The sequence below is a fragment of the Variovorax sp. N23 genome (assembly GCF_025486315.1).
GTDB lineage: Bacteria > Pseudomonadota > Gammaproteobacteria > Burkholderiales > Burkholderiaceae_C > Variovorax.
Genome location: NZ_JAOOPY010000005.1, coordinates 51,046 through 76,783, shown reverse-complemented (window position 1 = coordinate 76,783; position 25,738 = coordinate 51,046). Strand labels below are relative to the sequence as shown.

The 25,738-nt window shown below is 68.0% G+C and carries 25 protein-coding genes; 14 read left to right on the top strand and 11 right to left on the bottom strand.

The window, feature by feature from the left end:
- Positions 1–29: 29 nt before the first annotated feature.
- Entirely contained in the window at positions 30–251 is a 222-nt protein-coding gene (locus tag N8A90_RS09315; RefSeq protein ID WP_262074536.1) for a hypothetical protein, read from the bottom strand.
- A 175-nt stretch (positions 252–426) separates the two neighbouring features.
- On the opposite strand from N8A90_RS09315, the gene N8A90_RS09310 reads away from it, so the two are divergent.
- Together N8A90_RS09310 and N8A90_RS09305 are read left to right on the top strand one after the other, a co-directional pair.
- The gene (locus N8A90_RS09310) at positions 427–1,062 is read left to right on the top strand and encodes a DUF6806 family protein (protein WP_262074535.1); all 636 of its coding nucleotides are present in this window, start codon (positions 427–429) and stop codon (positions 1,060–1,062) included.
- A 7-nt stretch (positions 1,063–1,069) separates the two neighbouring features.
- Positions 1,070–2,380: an MFS transporter gene (locus tag N8A90_RS09305; RefSeq protein WP_262074534.1), complete on the top strand. Its 1,311-nt coding sequence runs from the start codon at positions 1,070–1,072 to the stop codon at positions 2,378–2,380.
- A gap of 16 nt (positions 2,381–2,396) precedes the next feature.
- Here N8A90_RS09305 and N8A90_RS09300 read toward each other — a convergent pair whose 3' ends face one another.
- Genes N8A90_RS09300 through N8A90_RS09290 form a run of 3 tightly spaced genes read right to left on the bottom strand, consistent with a single transcriptional unit; the run spans position 2,397 to position 5,586 of the window.
- Positions 2,397–3,167, bottom strand: coding sequence for a hypothetical protein (locus N8A90_RS09300; protein ID WP_262074533.1), 771 nt, complete (start codon positions 3,165–3,167; stop codon positions 2,397–2,399).
- Between the two features lie 15 nt (positions 3,168–3,182).
- Entirely contained in the window at positions 3,183–4,031 is an 849-nt protein-coding gene (gene murI, locus N8A90_RS09295; RefSeq protein WP_262074531.1) for a glutamate racemase, read from the bottom strand.
- Between the two features lies 1 nt (position 4,032).
- Positions 4,033–5,586, bottom strand: a complete 1,554-nt coding sequence (locus tag N8A90_RS09290) for a fumarate hydratase (RefSeq protein ID WP_262074529.1) — start codon at positions 5,584–5,586, stop codon at positions 4,033–4,035.
- 125 nt (positions 5,587–5,711) lie between these two features.
- Here N8A90_RS09290 and fumC point away from each other — a divergent pair, with 125 nt between their 5' ends.
- On the top strand, positions 5,712–7,109 hold the full coding sequence (gene fumC, locus N8A90_RS09285) for a class II fumarate hydratase (protein ID WP_262074527.1): 1,398 nt from the start codon (positions 5,712–5,714) through the stop codon (positions 7,107–7,109).
- Between the two features lie 22 nt (positions 7,110–7,131).
- On the opposite strand, the gene N8A90_RS09280 is transcribed toward fumC, so the two are convergent.
- Together N8A90_RS09280 and N8A90_RS09275 are read right to left on the bottom strand one after the other, a co-directional pair.
- The gene (locus N8A90_RS09280; protein WP_262074526.1) at positions 7,132–8,418 is read right to left on the bottom strand and encodes an aminotransferase class V-fold PLP-dependent enzyme; all 1,287 of its coding nucleotides are present in this window, start codon (positions 8,416–8,418) and stop codon (positions 7,132–7,134) included.
- Positions 8,419–8,434: 16 nt separating this feature from the next.
- Positions 8,435–9,331 (bottom strand): amino acid ABC transporter substrate-binding protein, encoded by an 897-nt coding sequence (locus N8A90_RS09275; protein WP_262074525.1) that lies wholly within the window; start codon positions 9,329–9,331, stop codon positions 8,435–8,437.
- A 142-nt stretch (positions 9,332–9,473) separates the two neighbouring features.
- Here N8A90_RS09275 and N8A90_RS09270 point away from each other — a divergent pair, with 142 nt between their 5' ends.
- Complete coding sequence (locus N8A90_RS09270; protein WP_262074524.1) at positions 9,474–10,391, top strand: LysR family transcriptional regulator; 918 nt, start codon at positions 9,474–9,476, stop codon at positions 10,389–10,391.
- An 8-nt stretch (positions 10,392–10,399) separates the two neighbouring features.
- Here the strand turns inward: N8A90_RS09270 and N8A90_RS09265 are convergent, their stop codons facing one another.
- Positions 10,400–11,017, bottom strand: a complete 618-nt coding sequence (locus N8A90_RS09265) for a YqhA family protein (protein WP_262074523.1) — start codon at positions 11,015–11,017, stop codon at positions 10,400–10,402.
- Positions 11,018–11,166: 149 nt separating this feature from the next.
- On the opposite strand from N8A90_RS09265, the gene acs reads away from it, so the two are divergent.
- Together acs and N8A90_RS09255 are read left to right on the top strand one after the other, a co-directional pair.
- Positions 11,167–13,170, top strand: coding sequence for an acetate--CoA ligase (acs, locus tag N8A90_RS09260; protein WP_262074522.1), 2,004 nt, complete (start codon positions 11,167–11,169; stop codon positions 13,168–13,170).
- Between the two features lie 97 nt (positions 13,171–13,267).
- Complete coding sequence (locus N8A90_RS09255; RefSeq protein WP_262074521.1) at positions 13,268–13,750, top strand: LapA family protein; 483 nt, start codon at positions 13,268–13,270, stop codon at positions 13,748–13,750.
- A 53-nt stretch (positions 13,751–13,803) separates the two neighbouring features.
- Here the strand turns inward: N8A90_RS09255 and N8A90_RS09250 are convergent, their stop codons facing one another.
- Positions 13,804–14,109 (bottom strand): c-type cytochrome, encoded by a 306-nt coding sequence (locus N8A90_RS09250; RefSeq protein WP_262074520.1) that lies wholly within the window; start codon positions 14,107–14,109, stop codon positions 13,804–13,806.
- A 105-nt stretch (positions 14,110–14,214) separates the two neighbouring features.
- On the opposite strand from N8A90_RS09250, the gene N8A90_RS09245 reads away from it, so the two are divergent.
- Positions 14,215–14,472 carry a TIGR04438 family Trp-rich protein gene (locus N8A90_RS09245; protein ID WP_262074840.1) on the top strand — a complete coding sequence of 86 codons (258 nt, stop codon included), beginning with the start codon at positions 14,215–14,217 and terminating at the stop codon, positions 14,470–14,472.
- Here N8A90_RS09245 and ilvD read toward each other — a convergent pair whose 3' ends face one another.
- Entirely contained in the window at positions 14,473–16,167 is a 1,695-nt protein-coding gene (ilvD, locus tag N8A90_RS09240; protein ID WP_262074519.1) for a dihydroxy-acid dehydratase, read from the bottom strand.
- Between the two features lie 102 nt (positions 16,168–16,269).
- On the opposite strand from ilvD, the gene N8A90_RS09235 reads away from it, so the two are divergent.
- Both N8A90_RS09235 and lgt read left to right on the top strand, forming a co-directional pair.
- On the top strand, positions 16,270–17,235 hold the full coding sequence (locus N8A90_RS09235) for a LysR family transcriptional regulator (protein ID WP_262074518.1): 966 nt from the start codon (positions 16,270–16,272) through the stop codon (positions 17,233–17,235).
- A 13-nt stretch (positions 17,236–17,248) separates the two neighbouring features.
- Positions 17,249–18,061, top strand: coding sequence for a prolipoprotein diacylglyceryl transferase (lgt, locus tag N8A90_RS09230; protein WP_262074517.1), 813 nt, complete (start codon positions 17,249–17,251; stop codon positions 18,059–18,061).
- A gap of 37 nt (positions 18,062–18,098) precedes the next feature.
- Here lgt and N8A90_RS09225 read toward each other — a convergent pair whose 3' ends face one another.
- The gene (locus N8A90_RS09225; protein ID WP_262074516.1) at positions 18,099–18,329 is read right to left on the bottom strand and encodes a hypothetical protein; all 231 of its coding nucleotides are present in this window, start codon (positions 18,327–18,329) and stop codon (positions 18,099–18,101) included.
- Between the two features lie 75 nt (positions 18,330–18,404).
- On the bottom strand, positions 18,405–19,286 hold the full coding sequence (locus tag N8A90_RS09220; protein WP_262074515.1) for a pseudouridine synthase: 882 nt from the start codon (positions 19,284–19,286) through the stop codon (positions 18,405–18,407).
- Between the two features lie 817 nt (positions 19,287–20,103).
- Here N8A90_RS09220 and N8A90_RS09215 point away from each other — a divergent pair.
- The 5 genes from N8A90_RS09215 to N8A90_RS09195 all read left to right on the top strand — a co-directional run bounded on the left by N8A90_RS09215 (position 20,104) and on the right by N8A90_RS09195 (position 25,686).
- Positions 20,104–20,772 (top strand): GntR family transcriptional regulator, encoded by a 669-nt coding sequence (locus N8A90_RS09215; protein WP_262074514.1) that lies wholly within the window; start codon positions 20,104–20,106, stop codon positions 20,770–20,772.
- Positions 20,769–22,250, top strand: coding sequence for a malonyl-CoA decarboxylase (locus tag N8A90_RS09210; protein WP_262074513.1), 1,482 nt, complete (start codon positions 20,769–20,771; stop codon positions 22,248–22,250). The genes N8A90_RS09215 and N8A90_RS09210 overlap by 4 nt, the downstream gene beginning before the upstream one ends.
- A gap of 83 nt (positions 22,251–22,333) precedes the next feature.
- Entirely contained in the window at positions 22,334–23,320 is a 987-nt protein-coding gene (locus N8A90_RS09205) for a Bug family tripartite tricarboxylate transporter substrate binding protein (RefSeq protein ID WP_262074512.1), read from the top strand.
- 9 nt (positions 23,321–23,329) lie between these two features.
- Positions 23,330–24,103 (top strand): enoyl-CoA hydratase/isomerase family protein, encoded by a 774-nt coding sequence (locus tag N8A90_RS09200; protein ID WP_262074511.1) that lies wholly within the window; start codon positions 23,330–23,332, stop codon positions 24,101–24,103.
- Between the two features lie 17 nt (positions 24,104–24,120).
- On the top strand, positions 24,121–25,686 hold the full coding sequence (locus N8A90_RS09195; RefSeq protein WP_262074510.1) for a malonate--CoA ligase: 1,566 nt from the start codon (positions 24,121–24,123) through the stop codon (positions 25,684–25,686).
- Positions 25,687–25,738: the final 52 nt, after the last annotated feature.

The window sequence follows — 25,738 nt, the reverse complement described above, 5'->3', positions numbered from 1 at the left end:
CCTTTTTCCGTTTCTGGGCCGGCCTGGCGCTACGCCTTGGGCGGGAAGGACGGCTCCAGCCCCTTGGCCATCTCGCGGCTGGTTTCCTCAGGCGTCGAGCAAACCGCTCGAACCTCCTTCCACTCCAGCGCAGGCTCGCCCTCTGGGAATCTGTCGCGCCCTTCCTCCAGCGTCATGTAGTAGCTGGTGAGGCGGGGTTTCTTCGGCGGCTTCTGGGGGATGCGCCAGCGGTACATCTCGACTTGCTTCATGCTGGATAAGCGTACAGCAATTAAAGTGCTTGGCGCTGTGGGAAAATCAATTCAATGGGTACGAGGTGTTTTTAAACTCTCCCCTCAATAATCCCCCGAAAACCCGTAGAACCCGCGTCAAATAAGGATGTTTGTCGCCGGTTCCGGGCACCACTGCATGACAAGGGAGCAAGACATGCCACGCTATAACGCTCCATTCGAAATCCATGTGCATGGCGACGTGCCACTGCGTTCGGACGTGACCTTCGCCCAGATCCAGGAGGCGCTCAAGCCCCTGTGGAAATACGCCGGCGCCAAATCGCTGGCCGACGGCGCCACCAGCACCTACGAAGAAGAACCCGGTATCCGCTTCGAGCAGAAGGAGCACATGCTGCAGATGTGCTGGACCGTGCCCGGCGACGAGGATTTCCGTCAGGAACTCGACGAGATGTGCATGGCGCTGAACGAGCTCGCGGAGCAGGGTGCGGCCATCGAGGTCACCTTCTACGACACCGACTACGACGAGGAAGAGGGCGACCCGGAAGAGGAGTCGCGCGACGACTTCATCATGCTGTTCGTGGGCCCCAACCCCGCGGCGATCATGCAGGTCCAGCGCGATCTGCTCGTCGAAGATGTGGTGAACCTCATGGAGCGCCACTTCGACGGCGCCGAACTCGGCGGTGTGGTCGCTGAGATCGACAAGCTCTTCGGCGACCGCTTCGACGCGCTCGTGAACTCGCTCGAGATCGGCAAGCGCCCGCGCGGCAGCGGCCCGGGTGGGCCGGGCGCCGGCGGCCACGGCGGCGGTCGCCGCCCGCGTCACCTGCACTAGGCGGGCGATGTCCGCGCTGCGTCCGGGCGTGCGCAAGCGCGAGGTGTTCGGGTGGGCGATGTACGACTTCGCCAACTCGGGCTACACCACCGTCGTCATCACGGCCGTCTTCGCGGCCTATTTCGTCGGCGGCGTGGCCGGCGGTGCGCCCTGGGCCACCTTCGCCTGGACGTTCGCGCTCGGCATCTCCTACGCGCTCGTGATGGTCAGCATGCCCGCCATCGGCGCCTGGGCCGACCGCCATGGCGCCAAGAAGCGCGTGCTCATGACGGCGACAGCGGGGTGCGTGGTGGCGACCGCCGCCCTGGCGCTGACGCCGCGGTTCACCGGCGCGAACGCCGTGGTGCTGGCCATGACGATGGTCATCGTCTCGAACACCTTCTATTCCTATGGCGAGTCGCTGACCGGCGCCTTCCTGCCCGAGCTGGCCACGCCCGAGGGCATGGGCAAGATGAGCGGCTGGGGCTGGGGCTTCGGCTACGTCGGCGGCATGCTGACGCTGGGCGTGTGCCTGGGTTACGTGCTGTGGTCGCAGGCGCGTGGCCTGCCGGCGTCGCACTTCGTGCCGGTCACGATGCTGATCACTGCGGCGGTCTACGGGCTGGCGGCCTGCGTCACCTTCGCGCTCCTGCCCGAGCGTGCCCAGCCGCAGCCCGACCGCGCCCCTGAACGCGCGTCTGAGAGCGCCTGGGCGCAGCTGTGCCGGACCTTCCGCGAGGCGCGCGGCTACCGCGACTTCATGGGGGTGCTGGCGTGCACCGTCTGCTACCAGGCCGGGGTCGCGGTCGCGATCACGCTGGCGGCGATCTACGCCGAGCAGGTGATCGGCTTCCAGCCGCAGGAGACGATGGTGCTGATCTTCGTGCTCAACCTCGCAGCCGCAGTGGGCGCCTTCGCCTTCGGCTACCTGCAGGACCGCATCGGCCACCGGTTGGCGCTGGCCATCACCCTGGTCGCATGGATCGCCGTCTGCGTGATCGCCGCCTCGGTCACGACCAAGGGCGGCTTCTGGTGGGCGGCGGCGATCGCGGGCCTGTCGATGGGATCCAGCCAGTCGGCCGGACGCGCGATGACGGGTTACCTCGCGCCACCGGCGCGCAGCGCCGAGTTCTTCGGGCTGTGGTCCTTCGCGACACGCCTGGCGAGCATCGTCGGCCCGCTGAGCTACGGTGCCATCACCTGGGCCTCCGGCGGCAACCAGCGCATCGCCATCCTCGCGACCGCGGTTTTCTTCGTCGGCGGTCTGCTGCTGCTGTTGCCGATCCGCATGCAGCGTGGCCGCGAAGCCGCGTTGGCGGGATCGGGCGCATCGCGCTGAATCTGCCGGGCGGCCGTCAAGGCGTGCGCAGCATTTTCGGCACGCGGTAGCGTTCGCCGTCGTAGCGCAGCACCACCGTGCCGTAGTGCGCCGGCTGGACCTGCTCGGCGCAGCTGCCGTCTTCCTGCATCTGCCCGCGGCTCTGGACGACCGTGCGTGCGAGCACCAGGTCGGCGAAGGCGCTTTTGCGGTTCGGTCGGGTGGAGAGCATCGAGCGCAGCTGCCGGAAGCGGCCGGTGCAGTCGGGGTTCCATTCGCCGCTCTCGTTGTCGAGTTCGACCTCCTGCATCACCTCGCGCAGCTTGCCGCCCTGCACGATGTACAGGCGCAGCGTCTCGCTCGCGAAGGTGTCGCCGCGGGTCGTGCCGCGGTAGCGCACGCGCAGGCCGAAGGCGCGCGCGTCGGGCGCCAGCATGTAGCGCCCGGTATCGACCAGGATTTCCTGGATGGCGACGGCTTCCTCGTCCAGCGCCTCGGCCTGGAACAGGCGGCCGACGACCGTGTCGCGCTCGGTGTTGCCGTTGTCGGGGCGCTGCACCATCAGCACCTCGAGATCGTAGACCTTCGCCGCGTTCGGGTCGCTGGATGGACGCGGCATGGGCAGCACGACGACGATGCGGCCAGGGGCGCCCGGCCACGGCTTGCAGGCCGCCAGCCGCTCGTCGAGCGCCCGCTGGGGGTGCAGCTTGGCATGCAGGCGCTCGGCCAGGCCGCTCTCGCAGGCCGCGTGGCTCAGGCCGGCGGCCGAGAGGCCCAGGAGGAGGGCGGCGTGACGGAGAAAACGCATGTCGGCGGAATCGGCTCAGGACACGGTCGCCGTGCTGGCCGTGGAAGGCCCGAGCCATCGGGCCGCTGCGGCCTCGAGTGCGGCCACCTGGCCGCTGCTTTCCAGGCGCAGCGTGCCGTTGCCGACGTCATCGCCCGCCAGCTGGCCCGCCGCCGCCAGCAGGCGCCGCGTGTGCTGCGCGACCGGCAGGCCCGTGTCGATGAAGCGCAGCGTGGCCGGTGCATGCTTGCGCAACACGTCGATCACCAGCGGATAGTGGGTGCAGCCGAGCACCACCGTGTCGACGTCGGCAGCGCCTTCGCCGAAGGGGCCGGCTTCTTGCATGTAGCGCTGGCACAGCGCGGCAATGCCTGCGGTGTCGAAGCCTTCGATGGCCTTCACGAGGCCATCGCATGGAACCGGGCGCACATCGGCCGTGCCGGCAACGGCGGTGCGCAAGGCGGCGTACTTGGCGCTCGCCAGCGTGCCGCGTGTGGCCATCACCGCGATGTGCCCGGTACGGCTCGCCGCGACCGCCGGCTTCAGCCCGGGCTCCAGGCCCACGATGGGCAGCGCCGGGTGCGCCGCGCGCAGCAGGTGGATCGCCGCGGTGGTCGCCGTGTTGCAGGCCACCACCAGCGCCTTGACGCGGTGCTCGCGCACCAGGTGCTCCGCCACCGCGAGCGAACGCTCGATCACATAGGCATCGCCACGTTCGCCGTACGGCGCATAGGCCGTGTCCGCAAAGTACACGAAGTCTTCGTGCGGCAGTTCGGCGCGCAGCGCGGCCAGCACGCTGAGCCCGCCCATGCCGCTGTCGAACACGCCGATCGGACGATCGCCGTTCGAGGCGCCGAGGGCCGGATTGATCGCCTGCAGATTCAAGTCAGACCGCAGCGACCGCGATGGTCTTGAACTCGCCGCTGGCGATGCGCTTCTGCCACTCGGCCGGGCCGGTGATGTGCGCGCTGGTGCCGCCGGCGTCGACCGCCACCGTCACCGGCATGTCGACCACGTCGAATTCGTAGATGGCTTCCATGCCCAGGTCCGCGAAGCCGACCACCTTGGCGGTCTTGATCGCCTTGCTCACCAGGTAGGCGGCACCGCCCACCGCCATGAGGTAGGCGCTCTGGTGCTTCTTGATCGCCTCGATGGCGACCGGGCCGCGCTCGGCCTTGCCGATCATGGCGATCAGGCCGGTCTGCGCCAGCATCATCTCGGTGAAACCGTCCATGCGGGTCGCGGTGGTCGGGCCGGCCGGGCCCACGGCCTCGTCGCCGACCGGGTCGACCGGGCCGACGTAGTAGATGACGCGGTTGGTGAAGTCCACCGGCAGCTTCTCGCCCTTGGCCAGCATGTCGGCGATGCGCTTGTGCGCGGCGTCGCGGCCGGTCAGCATCTTGCCGTTGAGCAGCAGCGTGTCGCCCGGCTTCCAACTCGCCACTTCGGCGGGCGTGAGCGTGTCGAGGTCCACCTTCCGGCTCTTGTTGTAGTCGGGCTTCCAGTCGACGTCCGGCCACAGGTCGAGCGAGGGCGGCGTGAGGTAGACGGCACCGCTGCCGTCCATCGTGAAGTGCGCATGGCGCGTGGCCGCGCAGTTGGGGATCATCGCGACCGGCTTGCTCGCGGCGTGCGTCGGGTACATCTGGATCTTCACGTCGAGCACGGTGGCCAGGCCGCCCAGGCCCTGGGCGCCGATGCCCAGCGCATTGACCTTCTCGTACAGCTCGATACGCAGCGCCTCGACCTTCGTCAGCTCGGCGCCGGAGGCTTTCTTGGCCTGCAGCTCGTGCATGTCGAGGTCGTCCATCAGGCTCTCCTTGGCCATCAGCGCGGCCTTCTCGGCCGTGCCGCCGATGCCGATGCCCAGCATGCCGGGCGGGCACCAGCCCGCGCCCATGGTCGGCACCGTCTTGAGCACCCAGTCGACGATGCTGTCGCCGGGGTTGAGCATGGCCAGCTTGCTCTTGTTCTCGCTGCCGCCGCCCTTGGCCGCGACCGTCACTTCCAGCTTATCGCCGGGCACGATCTCGGTGAAGATCACCGCGGGCGTGTTGTCCTTGGTGTTCTTGCGGTCGAACTGCGGGTCGGCCACGACCGAGGCGCGCAGCGTGTTGTCGGGGTGGTTGTAGCCGCGGCGCACGCCTTCGTTGATGGCGTCGTCCAGGCTGCCGGTGAAGCCGCCCCAGCGCACGTCCATGCCGACCTTGAGGAACACGTTCACGATGCCGGTGTCCTGGCAGATCGGGCGGTGGCCGGTCGCGCTCATCTTGCTGTTGGTCAGGATCTGCGCAATGGCGTCCTTGGCCGCCGGGCTCTGCTCGCGCTCGTAGGCCTTGGCCAGGTGCGCGATGTAGTCGGCCGGGTGGTAGTAGCTGATGTACTGAAGGGCGGCGGCGATCGATTCGATCAGGTCGGCCTGCTGGATGGTGGTGGTCATGACGTTCTCGTGGGTGGGACGCTCGATCAAATGCGAGTCGTTCTCGTTCGGGCTATGCTGTCGGACTTTTCGGCGCTTCCTCGCGGCAGGCGCCCCCTCCATTTTGACAGCGGAGCTTTCTTCTCATGACGACCCCCAAGAACATCCGAGTCGAGCGCGACACCTTCGGCCCCATCGAGGTCCCGGCCGACAAGCTGTGGGGCGCGCAGACGCAGCGCTCGCTGCAGAACTTCGACATCTCCGGCGAGCAGCAGCCGCGCGAGATCATCAAGGCGCTGGCACAGGTCAAGCGCGCCTCGGCGGTGGTGAACCATGCACTGGGCCTGCAGGAGGCGGGGAAGACGAAGGCCATCGTGGCCGCGGCCGACGAGGTCATCGCGGGCAAGCACCCGGACGAGTTCCCGCTGGTCGTGTGGCAGACCGGCTCCGGCACCCAGACCAACATGAACGTCAACGAGGTGCTGGCCAACCGTGCCAGCGAGATCCTCGGCGGCGAGCGCGGGGAAGGGCGGCTGGTGCACCCGAACGACGACGTGAACCGCAGCCAGTCGAGCAACGACGTGTTCCCGACCGCTATGCATGTGGCCGCGGTCGAGGCGCTGACGCACAAGCTCCTGCCGGCCATCGCCAAGCTGCGCCGGACGCTGGAGCAGAAGTCGAGCGCCTTCATGGACATCGTGAAGATCGGCCGCACCCACCTGCAGGATGCGACCCCGCTCACGCTGGGCCAGGAGTTCTCGGGCTACGTGGCGCAACTCGCCCATGGCGAGGCGCACGTGCGCGCCGCGCTGCCGCACCTGAGCGAACTGGCGCTGGGCGGCACGGCGGTCGGCACCGGCCTGAACGCACCGAAGGGCTACGCCGAACAGGTCGCAGCTGAACTCGCCAAGCTCACGGGCCTGCCGTTCGTCACCGCGCCGAACAAGTTCGAGGCGATGGCCTCGGTCGATGCGCTGGTGCACGCGCATGGCGCGCTCAAGACGCTGGCCGCCAGCATGATGAAGATCGCCAACGACGTGCGCTGGCTGGCCAGCGGGCCGCGCAGTGGCATCGGTGAACTGAGCATTCCCGAGAACGAGCCCGGCTCGTCGATCATGCCGGGCAAGGTGAACCCGACGCAGAGCGAGGCGGTCACGATGCTGGCCGCGCAGGTCTTCGGCAACGACGTCGCCATCAACTTCGGCGGTGCTTCGGGCAACTTCGAGCTGAACGTGTTCCGCCCGATGGTGGCGCACAACTTCCTGCAGAGCGTGCGCCTGCTGGCCGACGGCATGGTGAGCTTCAACGACCACTGCGCCGTCGGCATCGAGCCGAATCGCGAGCGCATCAACGAACTCGTGCAGCGCTCGCTGATGCTGGTGACGGCCCTCAACACGCACATCGGCTACGACAAGGCCGCCTACATCGCGAAGAAGGCGCACAAGGAAGGCACGAGCCTGCGCGAAGCGGCCGTCGCCTCGGGCCACCTCACCGGCGAGCAGTTCGACCAGTGGGTGGTGCCCGAGAACATGACCGGGCGCTGAATGCGCGTGACCGAGGGCGGCGCTACCGTGGGCCGGTGGCCAGTTCCTGCGTGATCCGCAGGAAGCGGTCGACGTCGGCCACCGAGTGGCAGTGCAGCGGTGAAATGCGCACCGCGCCGTCGAGGCCGAAGGATTCGAGCATGCGCTTCGAGTAGATGCTGCTCACCACCCGCTCGTAGACGGTGACGCCGCGCTGCGCGTAGGCATGCACCGCCTGCGTGTAGTCGAGCGCGTCGAAGCCGATGCCGATGATCAGGTCGCGCTTCGTCAGGTCGTCGTGGTCGAGGAACACCTGCACGCCGTCCATCTGGCGCAGGCCCGGCACGGCCTCGCTGCCGTCGAGCAGCCGCGCCAGCAGCGCGCGCTCGTGCAGTTCGATGTGCGCGATGCCGGCGGCGAACAGCGCGCGGCGACCGCTCGCGGCCGAGAAGTGCCCGCCGATCCAGCAGACGTAGTCGACGATCTCGGTGAGCACGGCGAACTGCCAGGGTGCCGAACTGCCCAGGTCCCAGAAGGCGGGCGGCTTGCCGCCGAGCTTGTGGTGCGGCAGCACGGCCGCACGCTCGGAAACCCAGGCGATGCCCGAGCCGCGGCAGCCGAAGAACTTGTACGGTGCGATGTTGATGCCGTCGACCGGCGTCTTCTGCAGGTCGATGAGGCCGTGGGGTGCGTGCTGCACTGCGTCGACCACGATGTACAGGTCCGGCTTCACGGCGCGCGCACGCCGCACGATCTCCTCGATGTCGAGCTTGGCGCCCGAGATGTTCGACGCGTAGATCACGTTAAGCAGCACCGTGTCGGCATCGATCAGCCGAACGATCTCGTCGACATCCACGCCGCCGGTCGCCGGGTTGCTCCGGGCGACCCGCAGCTCGCGGCCGAGCCGCTGGGCGTACATCGACATCGCGTCGAAGGCGGAGGGGTGCTCCAGCGCGGTCGTGACCATGTTGGTGCCGGGCACGTTCTCGGCGATGGCGCGCACCATGTCGAACATCGCGCCAGAGGCGGTCAGCGACGCGTACACGCTGCCGCCCCGGGCGTTGAGGATCACGCGGACATCGTCGACGGCCTTCGCCTGGATCGCCTTGAGTTCCTCGGCGATGTCGTGGATGCGTTCCGCGTTGTCGGGGATGGCGTCGATCTGCGCCATGCGCTCGACCGCGGCTTTCAGGCGGAACGAACCGCCCGCGTTGTCGAAGTAGAGGCGCTCGCGCCCGCGATGGTCGTGGTCGACGTGCAGGAAGCGCTGCCGGATCTGCTGCTGCAACGCATCGGCGAAAAGAAGGCCTTGGGGATGGTGGGTGGACATGCGGGGGCGGGACGCGTCAGACGCCCTTGTTGTTCGGGTTCTGGAAGGCGTCGCGCACGGCGTCGGACATCGGGAAGTTCAGGTTCACGTTGCTCGGCGGGATCGGGCTGGTGAACCACTTGGCGTAGAGCTTGGCCATGTCGCCCGACTTCATCAGGCCGCTCACCGTCTGGTCGACCAGCGCCTTGAACTGCGGATCGTTCTTGCGCAGCATGATGCCGTAGGGTTCCTGGCGCAGTACCACGTCCTTGAGGATCGTGTAGTCGGACGGGTTCGGCGCGGTGGCGATCAGGCCGGCGAGCTGCACGTCGTCGAGCACGTAGGCGGCGGCGCGGTCGCTGGCGAGCAGCAGGAAGGCATCGGCCGTGTCCTTGCCCGAGACCTCCTGCACGTCGATGTTCTCGGCCTTGCGGTAGCTGCGCAGCAGCTGGATCGACGTGCTGCCCGTGACCGTCGCTACCGGCTTGCCGCTCAGGTCTGCGAGCGAGTGGATGCCCGAGCTCTTCTTGACCGCGACGGTGATGTTGGTGACGAAATGGCTCGGCGCGAAATCCACCTGCTGCTGCCGCGCGACCGAATTCGTGGTCGTGGCGCAGTCCAGGTCGACCGTGCCGTTCTGCATCAGCGGGATGCGGTTGGTGGAGGTCAGCGTCGTGTACTGCACGCGCAGCTGGGGCAAGCCGAGCCTGGTCTTCACGGCGTCGACGATCTTCAGGCAGATGTCGTTGGAGAAGCCGATGGGCTCGTTGGCGCTGCCCAGTTTGTAGGAGAAGGGGATGGAGCTGTCGCGGCTGCCGATCTGGATCGTGCCGCTCTCCTTGATCTTGCGCAGCGTGTCGGAATCCTGGGCGACGGCATTTGCCATGAGAACGGCGGTGCCGAGGGCGACGGCGAGAGGCAGACGGAAGTTCATGGGCATCTTTCAGTGAGCGTTGGACTGGGGAGACGACAAATTCTGAAAGTGCCTAAAGATTTAAAAAAGCGATTTTTTGTGCTGGAATCACATCACCGAAAGCGTTCTATTCAACGCCACTGGCACCGCAAGACGCACCGTGATGACCTTCAAGCAGCTCGAAGCCCTGTTCTGGATCGCTCAATTGGGCGGCTTCGGGCCGGCGGCGCACAAGCTCAACACCTCCCAGTCGGCCGTGTCCAAACGCGTGCACGAACTGGAGCGGCTGTTCGACACCGAGCTCTTCGACCGCAGCCTGCGCACCGCGCGGCTGACCGAGAAAGGCGAGGAGATGTTCGTGCTCGCCAAGAAGCTGCTGCAGCAGCGCGATGCCGCGGTCGAGCAGTTCGGCAAGCCGGAGGTCATCGAGCGCCGGGTGCGCATCGGTGTGACGGAGCTGACCGCGATGACCTGGCTGCCCCGGCTGGTCGGGCTGATCCAGCAGCACTACCCGAAGGTCACGATCGAGCCCGACGTGGACGACAGCCTGTCGTTGCGCGACAAGCTGCTCGCGGACGAACTGGACCTGATCATCGTGCCCGATGCCTTCGCCGACGCACGCATTCCGGGCAAGGCCATCGGGAAGGTCGAAAGCGCGTGGATGTGCAAGCCCGGGCTGGTGCCCTCGGGCGGGCCGGTGCGGCTGCACGAGCTGGCGCGCTACCGGATGCTGGTGCAGGGCCGTTCGTCGGGGACCGGCCGCGTGTACGACGCGTGGATGAAGGAACGGGGGGTCGAGCCCGCCAACATCATCGTGGTGAGCAACCTGGTGGCGCTGACCGGGCTCACGGTGTCGGGTCTGGGGGTGAGCTACCTGCCGCGGCAGTGCCTCGAGCCATTGGTCGCGGCCGGCATGCTGGCGGTGCTGGATGTGGCGCCGGCCCTGCCGCCGGTGCCCTACGTGGCCATGCACAAGGGCGAGCACCGCAGCGCACTGACCGCCTCGATTGTCATGCTCGCGCAGTCCTGCTGCGACTTCACGCGGATCTTCCAGGCCGAGCCGGACGAGGCGGTGCCGTAGCCGCCTCGTCAGTGTTCCTTCGACATCAGCTTGTCGGTGTACGCGATGGCCATGGCCGACAACAGGAAGGTGATGTGGATCACCGTCTGCGCGATCAGCACCCGGTCGGTGTAGTTGTCGGCGTTGATGAAGGTCTTGAGCAGGTGGATCGAGCTGATGCCGATGATGGCGGTGGCCAGCTTGACCTTCAGCACCGAGGCGTTCACATGGCTGAGCCATTCGGGCTGGTCGCGGTGCCCCTCGAGGTCCATGCGGCTCACGAAGGTCTCGTAGCCGCCGACGATCACCATGATCAGCAGGTTGGAGATCATCACCACGTCGATGAGTGCCAGCACCACCAGCATGATCACCGTCTCATTGAGCGCGGTGATCGGCGCATCGGTCTTGTAGCCGATGCTGCTGATCAGCGCCTGCAGCGCGGTCTGGCTGCCGAAGGCGGCTTCCACCAGGTGCAGCAGTTCCACCAGAAAATGCATGACGTACACGCCCTGCGCGATGATCAGGCCCAGGTAGAGCGGGAGCTGGAGCCAGCGGCTCGCGAAGATGAGCCGGGGCAGCGGCCGCATGGGCGAGCTGCGCCGGATGGCGGGCGGGTTCTGGGGATCGAAAGGGTCGGGGGAGGCCATCGGGGGACGTGAGCGAAAGAGCCCGGATTCTAGGGTCGGCCCGCGTCCGTTCGGTGAAGCCCCTGCGCCGTCGCTACCATGTTCGTCAGTCATCCGTAAGTGCCGACGCCGACATTACGCCCGCAATCCACCCCTGGCAGGAGACAACAATGAGCCAAGCATCGAACATCCAATCCGTCCTGGTCGAGAACCGGGTGTTTCCGCCGCCGGCCGCCGCCGAAAAGGGCGCGCGCATCAGCGGCATGGCGGCCTACGAGGCGCTGTGCGCCGAGGCCGAGAACACGCCCGATGCCTTCTGGACCCGTCTGGCCCGCGAGAACCTGGTGTGGACGAAGCCCTTCACCCGCACGCTCGACGAGTCGAACGCGCCGTTCTACCAATGGTTCGACGACGGCGAGCTCAACGCCTCGGCCAACTGCCTGGACAAGCACATGGGCACGCCGGTCGAGCACAAGACGGCGATCGTCTTCGAGGCCGACGACGGCGCCGTCACCACCATCAGCTACCGCGACCTGCTCACGCGCGTGAGCCAGTTCGCCAACGCGCTCAAGGCCGAAGGCATCCGCAAGGGCGACCGCGTCATCATCTACATGCCGATGACCATCGAGGGCGTGATCGCCATGCAGGCCTGTGCCCGCATCGGTGCGACGCACAGCGTGGTGTTCGGCGGCTTCTCGGCCAAGGCGCTGCAGGAACGCATCATCGACGCCGGCGCGGTCGCGGTCATCACCGCCAGCTACCAGTTGCGCGGCGGCAAGGAACTGCCGCTGAAGGCCATCGTCGACGACGGCATCGCGATGGGTGGGTGCGAATCCATCAAGAGCGTGCTGGTCTACGAGCGCACGCTGAGCGACTGGGCGCGCGTCGAGGGCCGCGACAAGAGCTTCACCGAGGTGCTCAGCGCCATCGAGGGCCAGGACGAATGCCTGCCCGAGCCGGTGGGCGCCGAGCACCCGCTCTTCATCCTCTACACCTCGGGGTCGACCGGCAAGCCCAAGGGCGTGCAGCACGCGACCGGCGGCTACCTGCTGTGGGCCAAGCTCACGATGGACTGGACCTTCGACCTCCGGCCGGAGGACGTCTTCTGGTGTACCGCCGACATCGGCTGGATCACCGGCCACACCTATGTCGCCTACGGCCCGCTGGCGGCCGGCGCCACGCAGGTGATCTTCGAGGGCATCCCGACCTTCCCGCACGCGGGCCGCTTCTGGCAGATGATCGAGAAGCACAAGGTCAGCATCTTCTACACGGCGCCGACGGCGATCCGCTCGCTCATCAAGGCGGCCGAATCCGACGAGAAGGTGCATCCGAAGAACTGGGACCTGTCGAGCCTGCGCATCCTCGGTTCGGTGGGCGAGCCGATCAATCCGGAAGCCTGGATGTGGTACCACCGGAACATCGGCCACGAGAAATGTCCGATCGTCGACACCTTCTGGCAGACCGAGACCGGTGGCCATGTCATCACGCCGCTGCCGGGCGCGACGCCGCTGGTGCCGGGCTCCTGCACGCTGCCGCTGCCGGGCATCGCGGCGGCCATCGTCGACGAGACCGGCAAGGACCTGCCCAACGGTGCCGGCGGCATGCTGGTCATCAAGCGCCCGTGGCCCTCGATGATCCGCACCATCTGGAACGACCCGGAGCGCTTCAAGAAGAGCTACTTCCCCGAAGAGATGGGCGGCACGATCTACCTCGCCGGCGACGGCGCGGTGCGCAGCGAGGACCGCGGCTACTTCCGCATCACCGGCCGCATCGACGACGTGCTGAACGTCTCGGGCCACCGGCTGGGCACGATGGAGATCGAATCGGCGCTCGTGGCCAAGACCGACCTGGTGGCCGAGGCCGCCGTGGTCGGCCGGCCCGACGACGTGACCGGCGAGGCGATCTGCGCCTTCGTCGTGCTCAAGCGGGGGCGTCCGACCAGCGACGAGGAAGCCAGGAAGCTCGCGACCGAGCTGCGCAACTGGGTCGCCAAGGAGATCGGGCCGATTGCCAAGCCCAAGGACATCCGCTTCGGCGAGAACCTGCCCAAGACGCGCAGCGGCAAGATCATGCGGCGGCTGCTGCGGTCCATCGCCAAGGGCGAGGCGATCACGCAGGACACCTCGACGCTGGAGAACCCGGCCATCCTCGAGCAGCTCGGCCAGGCCTTCTGAAGGCGGCCGTCGGTGCGCGGCGTCGGTGTCCGACAGGGGCACCGGCGCGAATGCGCTACAAACTCTCCTTCGACACAACGGTCATCGGGAGAATCACATGGGAATAAGAACAGGCATCCTGTTTTTCGTGGTGCTGGTCATCGCGGCGTTGGCGGCGCTCAACTGGGGCACGCTCGCGACGCCGACGCTCATGTCGCTGGGCTTCATGCAGATGACGGCCCCGCTGGGCATGATCATGCTGGCGCTGACGGTGCTGCTGGGCATCCTCTTCGTCGCCTACGTGGTCTACCTGCAAGGGTCGGTCCTGCTGGAGACGCGCCGCCACACCAAGGAAATGCAGGTGCAGCGCGACCTCGCCGACAAGGCCGAGGCCTCGCGCTTCACCGAGCTGCGCAACTTCCTGGAAGCCCAGGAGAACACCCACATGAGCCGCAACGCGGAACGTCACGCCGCGCTGCTGGCCCGGGTCGAGCAGTTGGAGAACACCCTGGCTGCGCACGTCGGCCAGCTCGAAGACCGGCTCGAGCGCCGTGCGCCCCTGGCCGTCGCTCCGACGGTGGAGCCCCCGCCGCGCTTCTGAGGGGCGTGCGCCGGGTGGAGGGGCGGTCTGCGACGAGGCCCCGTTGACAGGCCCTACTTGGTCGACAGCACCCAGGCCGCGAGCTTCTTCGCATCGGCTTCGCTCACCTGCGTGTTCGCCGGCATCGGGATCGGTCCCCAGACGCCGGCGCCGCCCTTCATGATCTTGGCGGCCAACTGCTCGGGGGCGGCCTTGTTGTCCTTGTAGCGCGTGGCGATGTCCTTGAACGACGGGCCGAGCACCTTGTGTTCGACGGCGTGGCAACTCATGCAGTTCTTGGAAGTGGCCAGCGCCAGGTCGGCGAGGGCGGGTGCAGTGGCGCCGATACTCAGCGCGACGATCGCAAAAGCTCTTTTCATGGCGGCGTTTCGTGGGGTCGGTGGGTTACATTCTTTCCGACGCATTGTAGGCAGGGCCATCCAGGCCCCATGTCCCTTGCGAAGAACACACCGGAGGGTTGCGCAATGTGGTTCCTGATGCTGGGCGTGCTGGGCGCGGTCCTGAAACTCCTCGAGATCGGGCCGGTGGCGCAGTGGTCGTGGTGGGTCGTGCTGATCCCCTTCGCGCTGGCCCTGGCCTGGTGGGCCTGGGCCGACTGGTCGGGCTACACCAAGCGCAAGGTCATCGAGCGCGAGAACGCGCGCAAGCAGGCGCGCATCGACCGTCAGCGCAGCAACCTCGGGTTGCTGAGCAGCAAGTCGAACCGGAACCGCCGCCGTTGATCAGTACTTGTCGAGCACCGCGCCCGAACTGGCGCTCGACGCATTGAAGGCGAACTTGGCCTGCACGCCACGCGTGTAGCGCGGTGCCGGCGCCTTCCAGCCTTCGCGGCGCCTGGCGATCTCGGCCTCGGGCACGTTCAGTTCCAGCTTCAGTTCGTGGGCGTCGATGGTGATGGAGTCGCCCTCGTTGACGAAGGCGATGGTGCCGCCGGCATAGGCTTCGGGCGCCACGTGGCCGACCACCATGCCCCAGGTGCCGCCGGAGAAGCGGCCATCGGTGATGAGGCCGACGCTTTCGCCCAGGCCCGCGCCGATCAGCGCGCCGGTCGGTGCCAGCATCTCGGGCATGCCGGGGCCGCCCTTGGGGCCGAGGTAGCGCAGCACCATCACGTCGCCGGCCACGATCTTGCCGGCCAGGATGGCGGCCAGTGCCGACTGCTCGTCGTCGAACACGCGCGCCGGGCCGGTGATGACCGGGTTCTTCAGGCCGGTGATCTTGGCGACCGCACCTTCGGGCGACAGGTTGCCCTTCAGGATGGCCAGATGGCCTTCGGCGTACATCGGCTTGTCGATCGGACGGATCACGTCCTGGTCGGCGCGCGGCACGTCGGGCACGTCCTTGAGCACCTCCTCGATGGTCTGGCCGGTGATGGTCATCGCATCGCCGTGCAGCAGGCCGGCCTTGAGCAGCACCTTCATCACCTGCGGGATGCCGCCGGCGTTGTGCAGGTCGACCGCGAGGTACTTGCCGCTGGGCTTGAGGTCGCAGATGACGGGCACCTTCTTGCGCATGCGCTCGAAGTCGTCGATGGACCACTCCACGCCGGCCGTGTGGGCGATGGCCAGGAAGTGCAGCACCGCGTTGGTCGAGCCGCCGGTGGCCATGATCACCGCCACCGCGTTCTCGATCGCCTTCTTGGTCACGATGTCGCGCGGCTTCAAGTCCTTCTTGATCGCCTCGATCAGCACCTTGGCCGATTCCTTGGCCGAGTTCTGCTTCTCGTCGTGCGGGTTCGCCATGGTCGACGAGTAGGGCAGTGACATGCCCAGGGCCTCGAAGGCGCTCGACATGGTGTTGGCCGTGTACATGCCGCCGCACGAGCCGGTGCCGGGAATGGCGCGCTTCTCGATCTGCAGCAGGTCTTCGTCGCTCAGGTTGCCGGCGGCGTTCTGGCCGACGGCTTCGAACACGCTGACGATGTTCAGGTCCTGGCCCTTGTAGCGGCCGGGGAGGATGGTGCCGCCGTAGACGTAGATGGCCGGCACGTTGGCGCGCAGCATGCCCATCATGCCGCCCGGCATGTTCTTGTCGCAGCCGCCGACCACCAGCACGCCGTCCATCCACTGGCCGCCGACGCAGGTCTCGATGCAGTCGCTGATGACTTCGCGGCTGACCAGCGAGTACTTCATGCCCTCGGTGCCCATCGCCATGCCGTCGGAGATGGTCGGTGTGCCGAACACCTGCGCATTGCCGCCGGCTTCCTCGATGCCCTCGATGGCCGCGTCGGCCAGCTTCTGCAGGCCCGAGTTGCAGGGCGTGATGGTGCTGTGGCCATTGGCCACGCCGACCATCGGCTTCTTGAAGTCGCTCTCTTCGTAGCCCATCGCGTAGTACATCGAGCGGTTTGGGGCGCGGCTCTTGCCTTCGACGATGTTGGCGCTGCGGCGGTTGATCTGGAGGGGTGTTGTGGCCATGGCGGTCTCTTCTCGTGGGGTTGTCGGGAGCGGCGCCAAGTATCCGCGCTTTGATTGATTGGTTCCAATCCATTTTTAGCGGTCGATTGATATGCTCGGCCTATGAAAGAAACGCTCATCGACCTGCGCGCCTGGCGCCAGTTCGTGGCAGTGGCCGAGGAGCTGCACTTCGGCCGCGCCGCCCAGCGCCTGCACATGACGCAGCCGCCGGTCACCCAGGCGATCGCGCAGTTGGAGAAGACGCTCGGCATCGTGCTGTTCGACCGCACCCGCCGCCGCGTGGCGCTCACCCCGGCGGGCGAGGCGCTGCTGCCCGACGTGCGCGACATGCTCGAGCGCGCGCAGGCGCTGCCGGCCCGGGCCCGGGCGGCGGCGGCGGGGGAGGTCGGGCGGGTGCGCCTGGCCTTCGTCTCGACCATCGGCTTCGAGCAACTGCCCGTCTGGGTGCGCGAGTTCCGTACCGTGTGCCCGGAGGTGGCGCTGGAACTGGTCGAGGCCACCGGCGACGTGCAGCTCCAAGGCTTCGCGCGCGGCGAGATCGATGCCGGCCTGATGCTGCATTCGCCGGGTTTCGCGCCGCCGGGCCTGGAGCGCCTGGCCGTCGCCGACGAGCCGCTGGTGCTGGCGCTCCCGGCCCGCCACCCGCTCGCGCGGGCCGAGCGCCTGGCGCTGGCCGAGGTGCTGGCCGAGCCGCTGGTGATGTTCCCGCGCCGCATCGTGCCCTCCCTGCACGACGCCATCCTCGGCCTGTACCACGCGGCGGGCCGGACGCCGGCCGTGGCGCAGGAGGCGATCCAGATGCAGACCATCGTCAACCTCGTCTGGGGCGGGCTCGGTGTGGCCTGGGTGCCGGAAAGCGTGACGCAGTTCCGGCGTGCCGGCGTGGTCTACCGCGCGGCCGATGCGTTCGCGGCGCCCGGTCGCCGGCAGAAGGCGGTGGCGCTGCCGCGCTGCGAGACCAGCCTGGTCTGGCCCGCATCGGCCGACAACGCCGCGCTGGCGCGCTTCGTCCACTTCGTGGCGGAGCGAGGGCGCGCCCCGGTGTCGCCGCGGCTGCACACGGCATAGGCACAATCGCCGCATGCTCATGTATCCCCACATCGACCCGATCGCGCTCCAGATCGGGCCCCTGGCCATCCACTGGTACGGCCTGACCTACCTCGCCGCCTTCGGGCTGTTCTTCTTCCTCGGCACCCGGCGGCTGGGCCACGAGCCGTACCGGTCGCTCGCTGCGCGGGGCGTGTGGAGCCGCAAGGACGTGGAGGACATCCTCTTCCTCGGCGTGCTCGGCGTGATCGTCGGCGGGCGGCTGGGCTACTGCATGTTCTACAAGCCGGGCTACTACCTGACGCACCCGCTGGAGATCTTCATGGTCTGGCAGGGCGGCATGAGTTTCCACGGCGGGCTGCTGGGCGTGATCGGCTCGATGGTGTGGTTCGCGAAGTCGCGCGCGCGCCCCTTCTGGCAGGTGATGGACTTCGTCGCGCCCTGCGTGCCGACCGGCCTGGCCGCCGGGCGCGTGGGCAATTTCATCAACGGCGAGCTGTGGGGCCGGTTCAGCAGCCCCGACCTGCCCTGGGGCATGGTGTTCCCGCAGAGCGGCTCGATGCTGCCGCGGCACCCGTCGCAGGTCTACCAGTTCCTGCTCGAAGGGCTGCTGCTCTTCGTCATCCTCTGGCTCTACGCCCGCAAGGAACGCCTCGAGCGCCGCGTGTCGGCCGTGTTCCTGATCGGCTACGGCGCGATGCGCTTCATCGCCGAGTACTTCCGCGAGCCCGACGACTTCCTCGGCCTGCTGGCGCTCAACATGAGCATGGGCCAGTGGCTGTGCGTGCCGATGATCGCCTTCGGGCTCTGGCTCTACGCCACGGCGCCGAAGCAGCGCGCGGCCTGAGAGGCCGAGTCTCTGATACCCGCTCGGAGAAACCCGGTCAGATGCAGCGGAACATGACGCCGGTCTGTCCAGGCGCCCGCTCCAGGATCTGTGCCGTCAGGCCTTTCTGCGTGCAATAGCCCACGGCATCGGCCGTGCTCGGCGTGCGTGTCGCGCCATTGGGGTAGGTGACGACTTCGTAAGCCGGCGTGCCGCAGCCGGCGAGAACGCAGGCGAGCGGCAGGACGCGTAGAAGAGGGAGGAAGGAGAAGGCGTGAGCTCGGTTCATCCGGCCGATTCTGGCGCAGTCGGTCCGATGGGTGGACGCCGCCGGTGAAAAGAACGGCGTCCGGCCCCGGCCCGTTCAGCCTGTCAGCCGCAGCCCCGACGCGAAGCGGCGTGCCGCGCCGCTCAGCGGATCGGTGAATTCCAGCGTCTTGGCGAGCAGTTGCAGCGGCTGGTCGAAGCGCTCGCTGCCGACCGGCAGCCACGTCGGGTAGATCGGGTCGTTGACGATGGGCATGCCCAGCGCGGCGCAGTGCACGCGCAACTGGTGCGTGCGGCCGGTCACCGGCGACAGGCGCAGCCGCGCGCGGTCGGCGCCCAGCATTTCCACCAGCTCGAAGCGCGTTTCCGAGTTCGGCTCGCCGGGCGCTTCCCACACCGGCATCTTGCCCTTGATGCTTTCGAGGCGGCTGCGGTAGACGGGGGTCAGCGTGTGCCCCGCCGGCCAGTGCACGACCGCCTCGTACGACTTCTCGACGCGGCGCTCCGCGAAGAGCGCCTGGTAGGCCCCCCGTGTCGCGGGATCGAGGCTGAAGAGCACCAGGCCGGCGGTGCTGCGGTCGATGCGGTGCACCGGCACCAGCGTGTCGATGCCCAACTGGCGTTTGAGGCGCACCAGCAGGGTTTCCTGCACGTACTGGCCGCCGGGCGTGACGGGCAGGAAGTGCGGCTTGTCGGCGACGAGCAGGTGCGCGTCCTGGAACAGCACCTGCGCTTCGTACGGGATGCGCGGTTCGTTGGTGAGCGTGCGGTAGTAGTAGAGGCGCTGATGGCCGCGGTACGGCGCGTCGGGCCGGATCGGGTGGCCGGCGTCGTCGACCACGTCGCCCGCATCCATGCGGTCGCGCCACGACGCTTCGGTCACGGCCGGGAAGCGCTCGACGAAGAAGTCGAGCATGGTCGGCCAGTGGCCGGCCGGCAATCCGACGGTGCTGGGGCCGACGCCATCGCGGGTGGGCAAGGGCGGTGGGGAGGGCGAAGGGCGCGGAGAGGGTGGAAAGGGCGGAGATGGGGAGCGGCGCACGATGCCCCGAATGTACCGGTGGCGTGCTGCCTGGGGCGCAGGGCGATCGCGCCCGGCAGCGAGCGCGAAGCGACCTCGTCAGGTCCCGATACCTCTCGGAAAGGGTTGCCCCTGGCTCTGCGCAAAGCGCTTGAGTTCGGCATACATGGCCAACATCCGCACTCGCGCTGCGGCGTCGCCTCGCTGCACCGCCACCACGGCCGCCGCGTATTGGTCCGTCAACTCATACCAACGCGCCGCATCTTGAGACGCCACCGTCGAACCATTGAACATTCCTGTCCTCCGTGGAAATCCGCGCCATCTGTCCGCAGCGCGAACTTAAGTGTTCCCTCTTAAAGCGGAATGTACAACATTCTTTCTAAGTTGTTGTGACGAATCGGTATTTCGGTATGCCGATGCGCTGATGCAGTGTCGACGGGGCCACCGAGGAAGGGTGCCGCGCCTCGACGTGACAATGCGCAGCTGTGAAAAATACCCCCTGCTTCTTGCTTCGGCGGGCCTGAACTCGGTTTCTCCAGGGTGGGCATCAAGCACCCACCCTTCGGGCCCGCCTGGCGCGAGCCTTCTTTTGCGTGCTTTCCGGCCACACACGGCGCCGGGCTCGACCACGCCGACAGCGGGTTTATCCGCTCCTTCCCGCCCTTGTCGGTCCGGGGCGCCTTGCCCATAATTATCCGTAATTACCTGAAATTACGGAGCCAGGCGCCGATGGTCTGGCCGCCGTCCAATGCCCCAAGGTCCGACCGGAGCCGTCATGCGCCTCGTCCCGAATTCGTTGCACGACCAAGTGGCCGCCACCTTGCGGGAGCAGATCTTCGCGGGGTCGCTCACGCCTGGCAGCTTCCTGGACGAAGCCGCGCTGTGCGAGCGGCTGGAAATCTCGCGAACGCCCTTGCGCGAGGCGCTCAAGGTGCTCACCGCCGAAGGGCTGCTGCGCCACGAGCCACGCCGGGGCTGCTTCGTGGCCGAGGTCACGCAGCGCGACCTCGACGAGATCTTTCCCGTCATCGCGCTGCTGGAAGGGCGCTGCGCCTGGGAAGCCGCGCGCAACGCGAGCGACGCCGACATCGAGGCGCTGGCCACGCTGCACGCGCAGCTCGAGGCGCACGCCAAGGCGCACCGCATCAACGCCTACTACGCCACCAACTTCGCCATCCACGAGGCGATCATCACGCTGGCCGACAACCGCTGGCTGGCGCAGACGATCGGCGACCTGCGCAAGATCCTGAAGCTCGCGCGCCTGCAGCAGCTGAAGGCGCCCGGCCGGCTTGAGCAGAGCCTGGCCGAGCACCTGGCCGTGTTCGCCGCGCTGAAGGCGCACGACAGCGACGGCGCCGAGGCCGCCATGCGCACCCACCTCCATCGCCAGCGCGAAGCCTTGCGCGCCGTGGCGCTCCAACAGAAATCGAGGCTCGTTTCATGAACGCTTCCACCTGGATCTCGCGCAGCGTCTCGCGCCTGCGTACCCCGGCCGCCGCCAAGGACACCGCCGCCACGGCCGCCACCGCCGCTGTCGAGACTGCACCGAGGAAGAAGGCCAAGGCGGAACTGCCGCCGCGCTCCCTGAACGAACGGCTCGACGCCACCCTGCGCCGCCACGGCGAGGCGATGGCGCCACGCGCCCTGCGTCGTGCGCTGACCGACCTGCAGGCGGTGGTCGACGCCCGCGTCAGCGAGGTCGAGGCCGGCCGCCGCGCCGGCGAGGTGATGCACTGGTACGCCGAGCTCGACGCGGCCGAGCGGCGCGACGTGTGGCTGCTGATCAGCGAGCGTTTCGCGCCCGACGGCAAGAAGCTCAGCAGCGCGCGGGCGCGCCACGAGGCCGCCGTCGGCACCGCCGACGAAGGGCAGGCCGAGGTGCATCTGCGCCGTGCGCTCGCGTCGCCGCGGGCCCGGCTGCTGCAGCGCTTCACCATCGACCCCGAGGGCATGCGTTTCCTGCTCGACCTGCGCGCCGAACTGCTGCCGCAGATGAAGGGCGAGCGCCGCTTCGTGCCGCTGGACGCCGAGCTGGAACACCTGTTCTCCACCTGGTTCGACGTGGCCTTCCTCGACCTGCGCCGCATCAGCTGGGATTCGCCCGCCTCGCTGATCGAGAAGCTGATCCAGTACGAGGCGGTGCACGACATCAAGAGCTGGGCCGACGTGAAGAACCGGCTCGACAGCGACCGGCGCTGCTACGGCTTCTTCCACCCTCGGCTGCCCGACGTGCCGCTGATCTTCGTGGAGGTCGCGCTGGTCGACCACATCAGCGACGGCATCGTGCCGCTGCTCGACGAGGCCGCGGCCCTGGCCACCGCCGCCAAGGCGACGACCGCGATCTTCTATTCGATCAGCAACACACAGACCGGACTGCGTGGCGTGAGCTTCGGCGATTCGCTCATCAAGCGCGTGGTCGAGACGCTGCAGGCCGAGTTCCCGAAGCTCAAGGTCTTCGCGACGCTGTCTCCGATCCCGGGCTTCCGGCAATGGCTCGGCAAGCATGCGGCCGAGGTGCTGCTGCGGCTGGACGACAAACGCGCCGCCGAACTCGGCCGCGCGCTCGGCTCGCTGCCGCCCACGCCGGACCGCCTGCTGGCCGCGGCCGACCAGGCGCTCGCGCTCGATCCCAAGTCGCCGGTGCGGCAGACGCTGATGCAGTGCGCCGCCGAGTACCTGGGCCGCGCCACGGTCGAGGGCAAGCCGGTCGACCCGGTGGCGCGCTTCCACCTGGGCAACGGCGCCCGCGTCGAACGCCTGAACTGGGCCGGAGACCCCTCGCCCAAGGGGTTGAAGCAGTCCTACGGGCTCATGGTCAACTATCTTTACGATCTCAAGCGGCTCGACAAGCACCGCGCCTTGCTCGCACAGGGCAAAGTGGCGGTGTCGGGCGACATCGACGCCCTGTTCCTCAAGGGCTGACCCGACATCCCTTTTCCCCAAGGGCCGAACCTGCACCGAAGGCCCCGGTGCGCAGCGATTCCAACAAGACAGGAGACACATCCATGACCCACCCTTTCCAGCGGCGCGACATGCTGCGCCTGGCCGCCGCCGCGGCCGCCGTCCTCGGTGGCGGCGCGCGCGCGCAGTCCGGCTGGCCGTCCAGGCCGGTCACGCTGATCGTGCCGTTCCCGGCCGGCGGCGGCACCGACGCCTTCGCGCGGCCGCTCTCGGCGCAGTTCTCGAAGATCACCAGCCAGACGCTGGTGATCGACAACCGCGGGGGCGCTGGCGGCACGCTGGGCGCGAGCATCGCGTCGAAGCTGCCGGCCGACGGCTACGGGCTCTTCATGGGCGCGGTGCACCATGCGATCGCGCCGTCGATCTACCCCCGGCTCGACTACGACATCCAGAAGGACTTCGTGCCGCTGATGCTGCTGGCCAATGCGCCGCAGGTGGTGGTGGTCAACCCGAAGCGGGTGACGCAGCCGACCATCCAGGAATTCATCGCCTACGCCAAGCGCAACCCGGCGAAGATGAACTACGGCTCGGCCGGCGCGGGCACCTCGCACCATCTGGCGGGCGAGCTGTTCAAGCAGCAGACCGGCACCTTCATCACGCACATCCCGTACCGCGGCGCCGGCCCGATGCTGCAGGACCTGATCTCTGGCAACGTCGACGTCTGCTTCGACGGCCTGGGCTCGTCGTCCGCGCACATCAAGGGCGGGCGCATCAAGGCGCTGATGATGTCCGGCGCCAAGCGCAACCCGGCCTTTCCCGACGTGCCCTGTGCGGCGGAGGTCGGCCTGCCCGACTACACCGTGACGACCTGGTACGGCCTGTGGGCGCCCAAAGGCACGCCGGCCGACGTGCAGGCGAGAATCGTCGACGAGATGAAGAAGGCCCTGGCCGCCGACGAACTCAAGACGATCTGGGCCGCCAACGGCTCGGACATTCCCAACGTCACGATGGCCGCCTACGGCGACTTCGTGAATGCCGAGGTCAAGCGCTGGGCGACGGTCGTGAAGGCCTCGGGCGCCAAGCTGGAGTGATGGATACATATGGCCGGTGAGATCAGGATCGAACGCGAAGGCGCCATCGCCGTCGTCACGCTGGTGCACGCGGGGCGGCTGAATGCCATGTCGCGCGCGATGTGGCGCGAACTCCGCGCGGCCTTCGAGACGTTCGGCGCCGACGCCGCACTGCGATGCATCGTCGTGCGCGGGGAGGGCGGTGCCTTCTGCGCGGGCGGCGACATCTCGGAGTACCCGGCCTTCCGTTTCGATCCGGCCGAACTGCGCACCTTCCACGAGGACGAGGTGGGCGCCGCGCTGCAGGCGATGCTCGACTGCAGCGTGCCCGCCGTCGCGCAGATCGAGGGCGCCTGCATGGGCGCCGGCCTCGAGATCGCGAGCTGCTGCGACATCCGCCTGGCCGGCGCGTCCGCCCGGTTCGGCGCGCCGATCGCCAAGCTCGGCTTCCCGATGGCGCCGCGCGAGGCCGCCGTGGTGCACCGCGCCGTGGGCGACGTGCTGGCGCGCGACATGCTGCTGGCCGCCGGCGTGCACGATGCGCGTCGGCTGCTCGACGCCGGCTTCCTGCTGCGTGTGGTGTCCGACGACACGGTGGCCGACGAAGCCATCGCCTACGCGCGTCGCATCGCCGCACTCGCTCCCGAGGCCGCACGCGCCAACAAGCGCGTGCTGGCCGCGCTCACGTCCCAGGCCATGGCGGGGGTTGCGGGCTTGCTGCCCACCGCCTACGACTACGCCGACGCTTCCGAACACCGTGAGGGCATCGCCGCCTTCCTGGCCAAACGACCGCCGCATTTCTGACAGATACCGAGACAACGATGACCTCGAACGCCAATCTCTTCGCCGCGCTTCGCGCCGCCTTCCCCGCCGACCTCGATGCGGTCGCCGTCGAGACCGACGACGGCCTGCTGTACACCTGGGGCGACCTCGACCGCGCCAGCGCGATGATCGCCAACCTCTTCGTCGCCCTCGACCTGGAAGAGGGCGCGCGCATCGCGGTGCAGGTCGAGAAATCGGTCGAGGCGCTGATGCTCTACCTGGCGACCCTGCGGGCCGGCTATGTGTTCCTGCCGCTGAACACGGCCTACCGCGGCGCCGAGATCGAGTACTTCATCGGCAACGCCGAGCCGGCCGTGGTGGTGTGCAGCAGCGCGAATGCCAACTGGGTCGGCCCGATCGCGCTGGCCGCGGGCACGCGCCACGTCTTCACGCTGAACGACGACCGCACCGGCACGCTGCTCGACATGGCCGTGCAGTGCGGCGACCGGCACACCGTGGCGCAGCGCGGGGAGGACGACCTCGCCGCCATCCTCTACACCAGCGGCACCACCGGCCGCAGCAAGGGCGCGATGCTGACGCACCGCAACCTGTTGTCGAACGCCGAGGTTCTGAAGGACTACTGGGGCTGGACGGCCACCGGAGGGCCTGACGGCCGGGGCGACGTGCTGATCCACGCGCTGCCCATCTTCCACGTGCACGGCCTGTTCGTCGCCATCCACGGCGCGCTGCTCAACGGCAGCAAGATGATCTGGATGAACAAGTTCGACCCGAAGCGCGTGGTCGCGCGGTTGCCGGAGGCGACGGTGTTCATGGGCGTGCCCACGCTCTACGTGCGCATGCTGGCCGAACCGGGCCTCACGAAGAAGGCCTGCAGGAACATGCGCCTCTTCATCGCCGGCTCGGCGCCGCTCCTGATCGAGACCTTCCATGAATGGCAGGCGCGCACCGGCCACACCATCCTCGAGCGCTACGGCATGAGCGAAACCGCCATGCTCACGTCGAACCCCTACAACCCGGTGCAGGGCGAGCGGCGCGGCGGCACCGTGGGCTTCGCGCTGCCGGGCGTGCAGCTGCGCGTGCGCATCACCGACGAGAACGGCGACACGCGCGACGCCGGCACCGACGAGATCGGCGACATCGAGGTCGACGGCCCCAACGTGTTCGCCGGCTACTGGCGCATGCCCGAGAAGACGAAGGAAGAATTCACCGCCGACGGCTTCTTCAAGACCGGCGACGTCGGCAAGATCGACGGGCTGGGCTACATCACCATCGTCGGCCGCAGCAAGGACCTGATCATCAGCGGCGGCTACAACGTCTACCCGGCCGAGATCGAGGGCGTCATCAACGAGATGGCCGGCGTGGCCGAAAGCGCGCTGGTCGGCGTGCCGCACCCGGACTTCGGCGAGGTCGGCGTGGCGGTGGTCACCGTGAAGCTCGGCGCCCGTGTCGACGGCGACGCCATCGTCGCGGAACTCAAGGCCAGGCTGGCCAATTTCAAGATCCCGAAGCGCTGTTTCGTCGTGCCCGAACTGCCGCGCAACGCGATGGGAAAGGTGCAGAAGGCGCTTTTGCGCGAGCAGCACAAGGACCTGTTCAAAAGCTGAGTGTGGGGTTAATCGGGGAGGTCAGGAAGGCCTAAGTCGAGCACCTGCCGCA

Coding starts and splice junctions, on each gene's coding strand:
- N8A90_RS09315 (WP_262074536.1), bottom strand. CDS start 251: ATGAAGCAAGTCGAGATGTACCGCTGGCGCATCCCCCAGAAGCCGCCG.
- N8A90_RS09310 (WP_262074535.1), top strand. CDS start 427: ATGCCACGCTATAACGCTCCATTCGAAATCCATGTGCATGGCGACGTG.
- N8A90_RS09305 (WP_262074534.1), top strand. CDS start 1,070: ATGTCCGCGCTGCGTCCGGGCGTGCGCAAGCGCGAGGTGTTCGGGTGG.
- N8A90_RS09300 (WP_262074533.1), bottom strand. CDS start 3,167: ATGCGTTTTCTCCGTCACGCCGCCCTCCTCCTGGGCCTCTCGGCCGCC.
- N8A90_RS09290 (WP_262074529.1), bottom strand. CDS start 5,586: ATGACCACCACCATCCAGCAGGCCGACCTGATCGAATCGATCGCCGCC.
- fumC (WP_262074527.1), top strand. CDS start 5,712: ATGACGACCCCCAAGAACATCCGAGTCGAGCGCGACACCTTCGGCCCC.
- N8A90_RS09280 (WP_262074526.1), bottom strand. CDS start 8,418: ATGTCCACCCACCATCCCCAAGGCCTTCTTTTCGCCGATGCGTTGCAG.
- N8A90_RS09275 (WP_262074525.1), bottom strand. CDS start 9,331: ATGAACTTCCGTCTGCCTCTCGCCGTCGCCCTCGGCACCGCCGTTCTC.
- N8A90_RS09270 (WP_262074524.1), top strand. CDS start 9,474: ATGACCTTCAAGCAGCTCGAAGCCCTGTTCTGGATCGCTCAATTGGGC.
- N8A90_RS09265 (WP_262074523.1), bottom strand. CDS start 11,017: ATGGCCTCCCCCGACCCTTTCGATCCCCAGAACCCGCCCGCCATCCGG.
- acs (WP_262074522.1), top strand. CDS start 11,167: ATGAGCCAAGCATCGAACATCCAATCCGTCCTGGTCGAGAACCGGGTG.
- N8A90_RS09255 (WP_262074521.1), top strand. CDS start 13,268: ATGGGAATAAGAACAGGCATCCTGTTTTTCGTGGTGCTGGTCATCGCG.
- N8A90_RS09250 (WP_262074520.1), bottom strand. CDS start 14,109: ATGAAAAGAGCTTTTGCGATCGTCGCGCTGAGTATCGGCGCCACTGCA.
- N8A90_RS09245 (WP_262074840.1), top strand. CDS start 14,215: ATGTGGTTCCTGATGCTGGGCGTGCTGGGCGCGGTCCTGAAACTCCTC.
- ilvD (WP_262074519.1), bottom strand. CDS start 16,167: ATGGCCACAACACCCCTCCAGATCAACCGCCGCAGCGCCAACATCGTC.
- N8A90_RS09235 (WP_262074518.1), top strand. CDS start 16,270: ATGAAAGAAACGCTCATCGACCTGCGCGCCTGGCGCCAGTTCGTGGCA.
- lgt (WP_262074517.1), top strand. CDS start 17,249: ATGCTCATGTATCCCCACATCGACCCGATCGCGCTCCAGATCGGGCCC.
- N8A90_RS09225 (WP_262074516.1), bottom strand. CDS start 18,329: ATGAACCGAGCTCACGCCTTCTCCTTCCTCCCTCTTCTACGCGTCCTG.
- N8A90_RS09215 (WP_262074514.1), top strand. CDS start 20,104: ATGCGCCTCGTCCCGAATTCGTTGCACGACCAAGTGGCCGCCACCTTG.
- N8A90_RS09210 (WP_262074513.1), top strand. CDS start 20,769: ATGAACGCTTCCACCTGGATCTCGCGCAGCGTCTCGCGCCTGCGTACC.
- N8A90_RS09205 (WP_262074512.1), top strand. CDS start 22,334: ATGACCCACCCTTTCCAGCGGCGCGACATGCTGCGCCTGGCCGCCGCC.
- N8A90_RS09200 (WP_262074511.1), top strand. CDS start 23,330: ATGGCCGGTGAGATCAGGATCGAACGCGAAGGCGCCATCGCCGTCGTC.
- N8A90_RS09195 (WP_262074510.1), top strand. CDS start 24,121: ATGACCTCGAACGCCAATCTCTTCGCCGCGCTTCGCGCCGCCTTCCCC.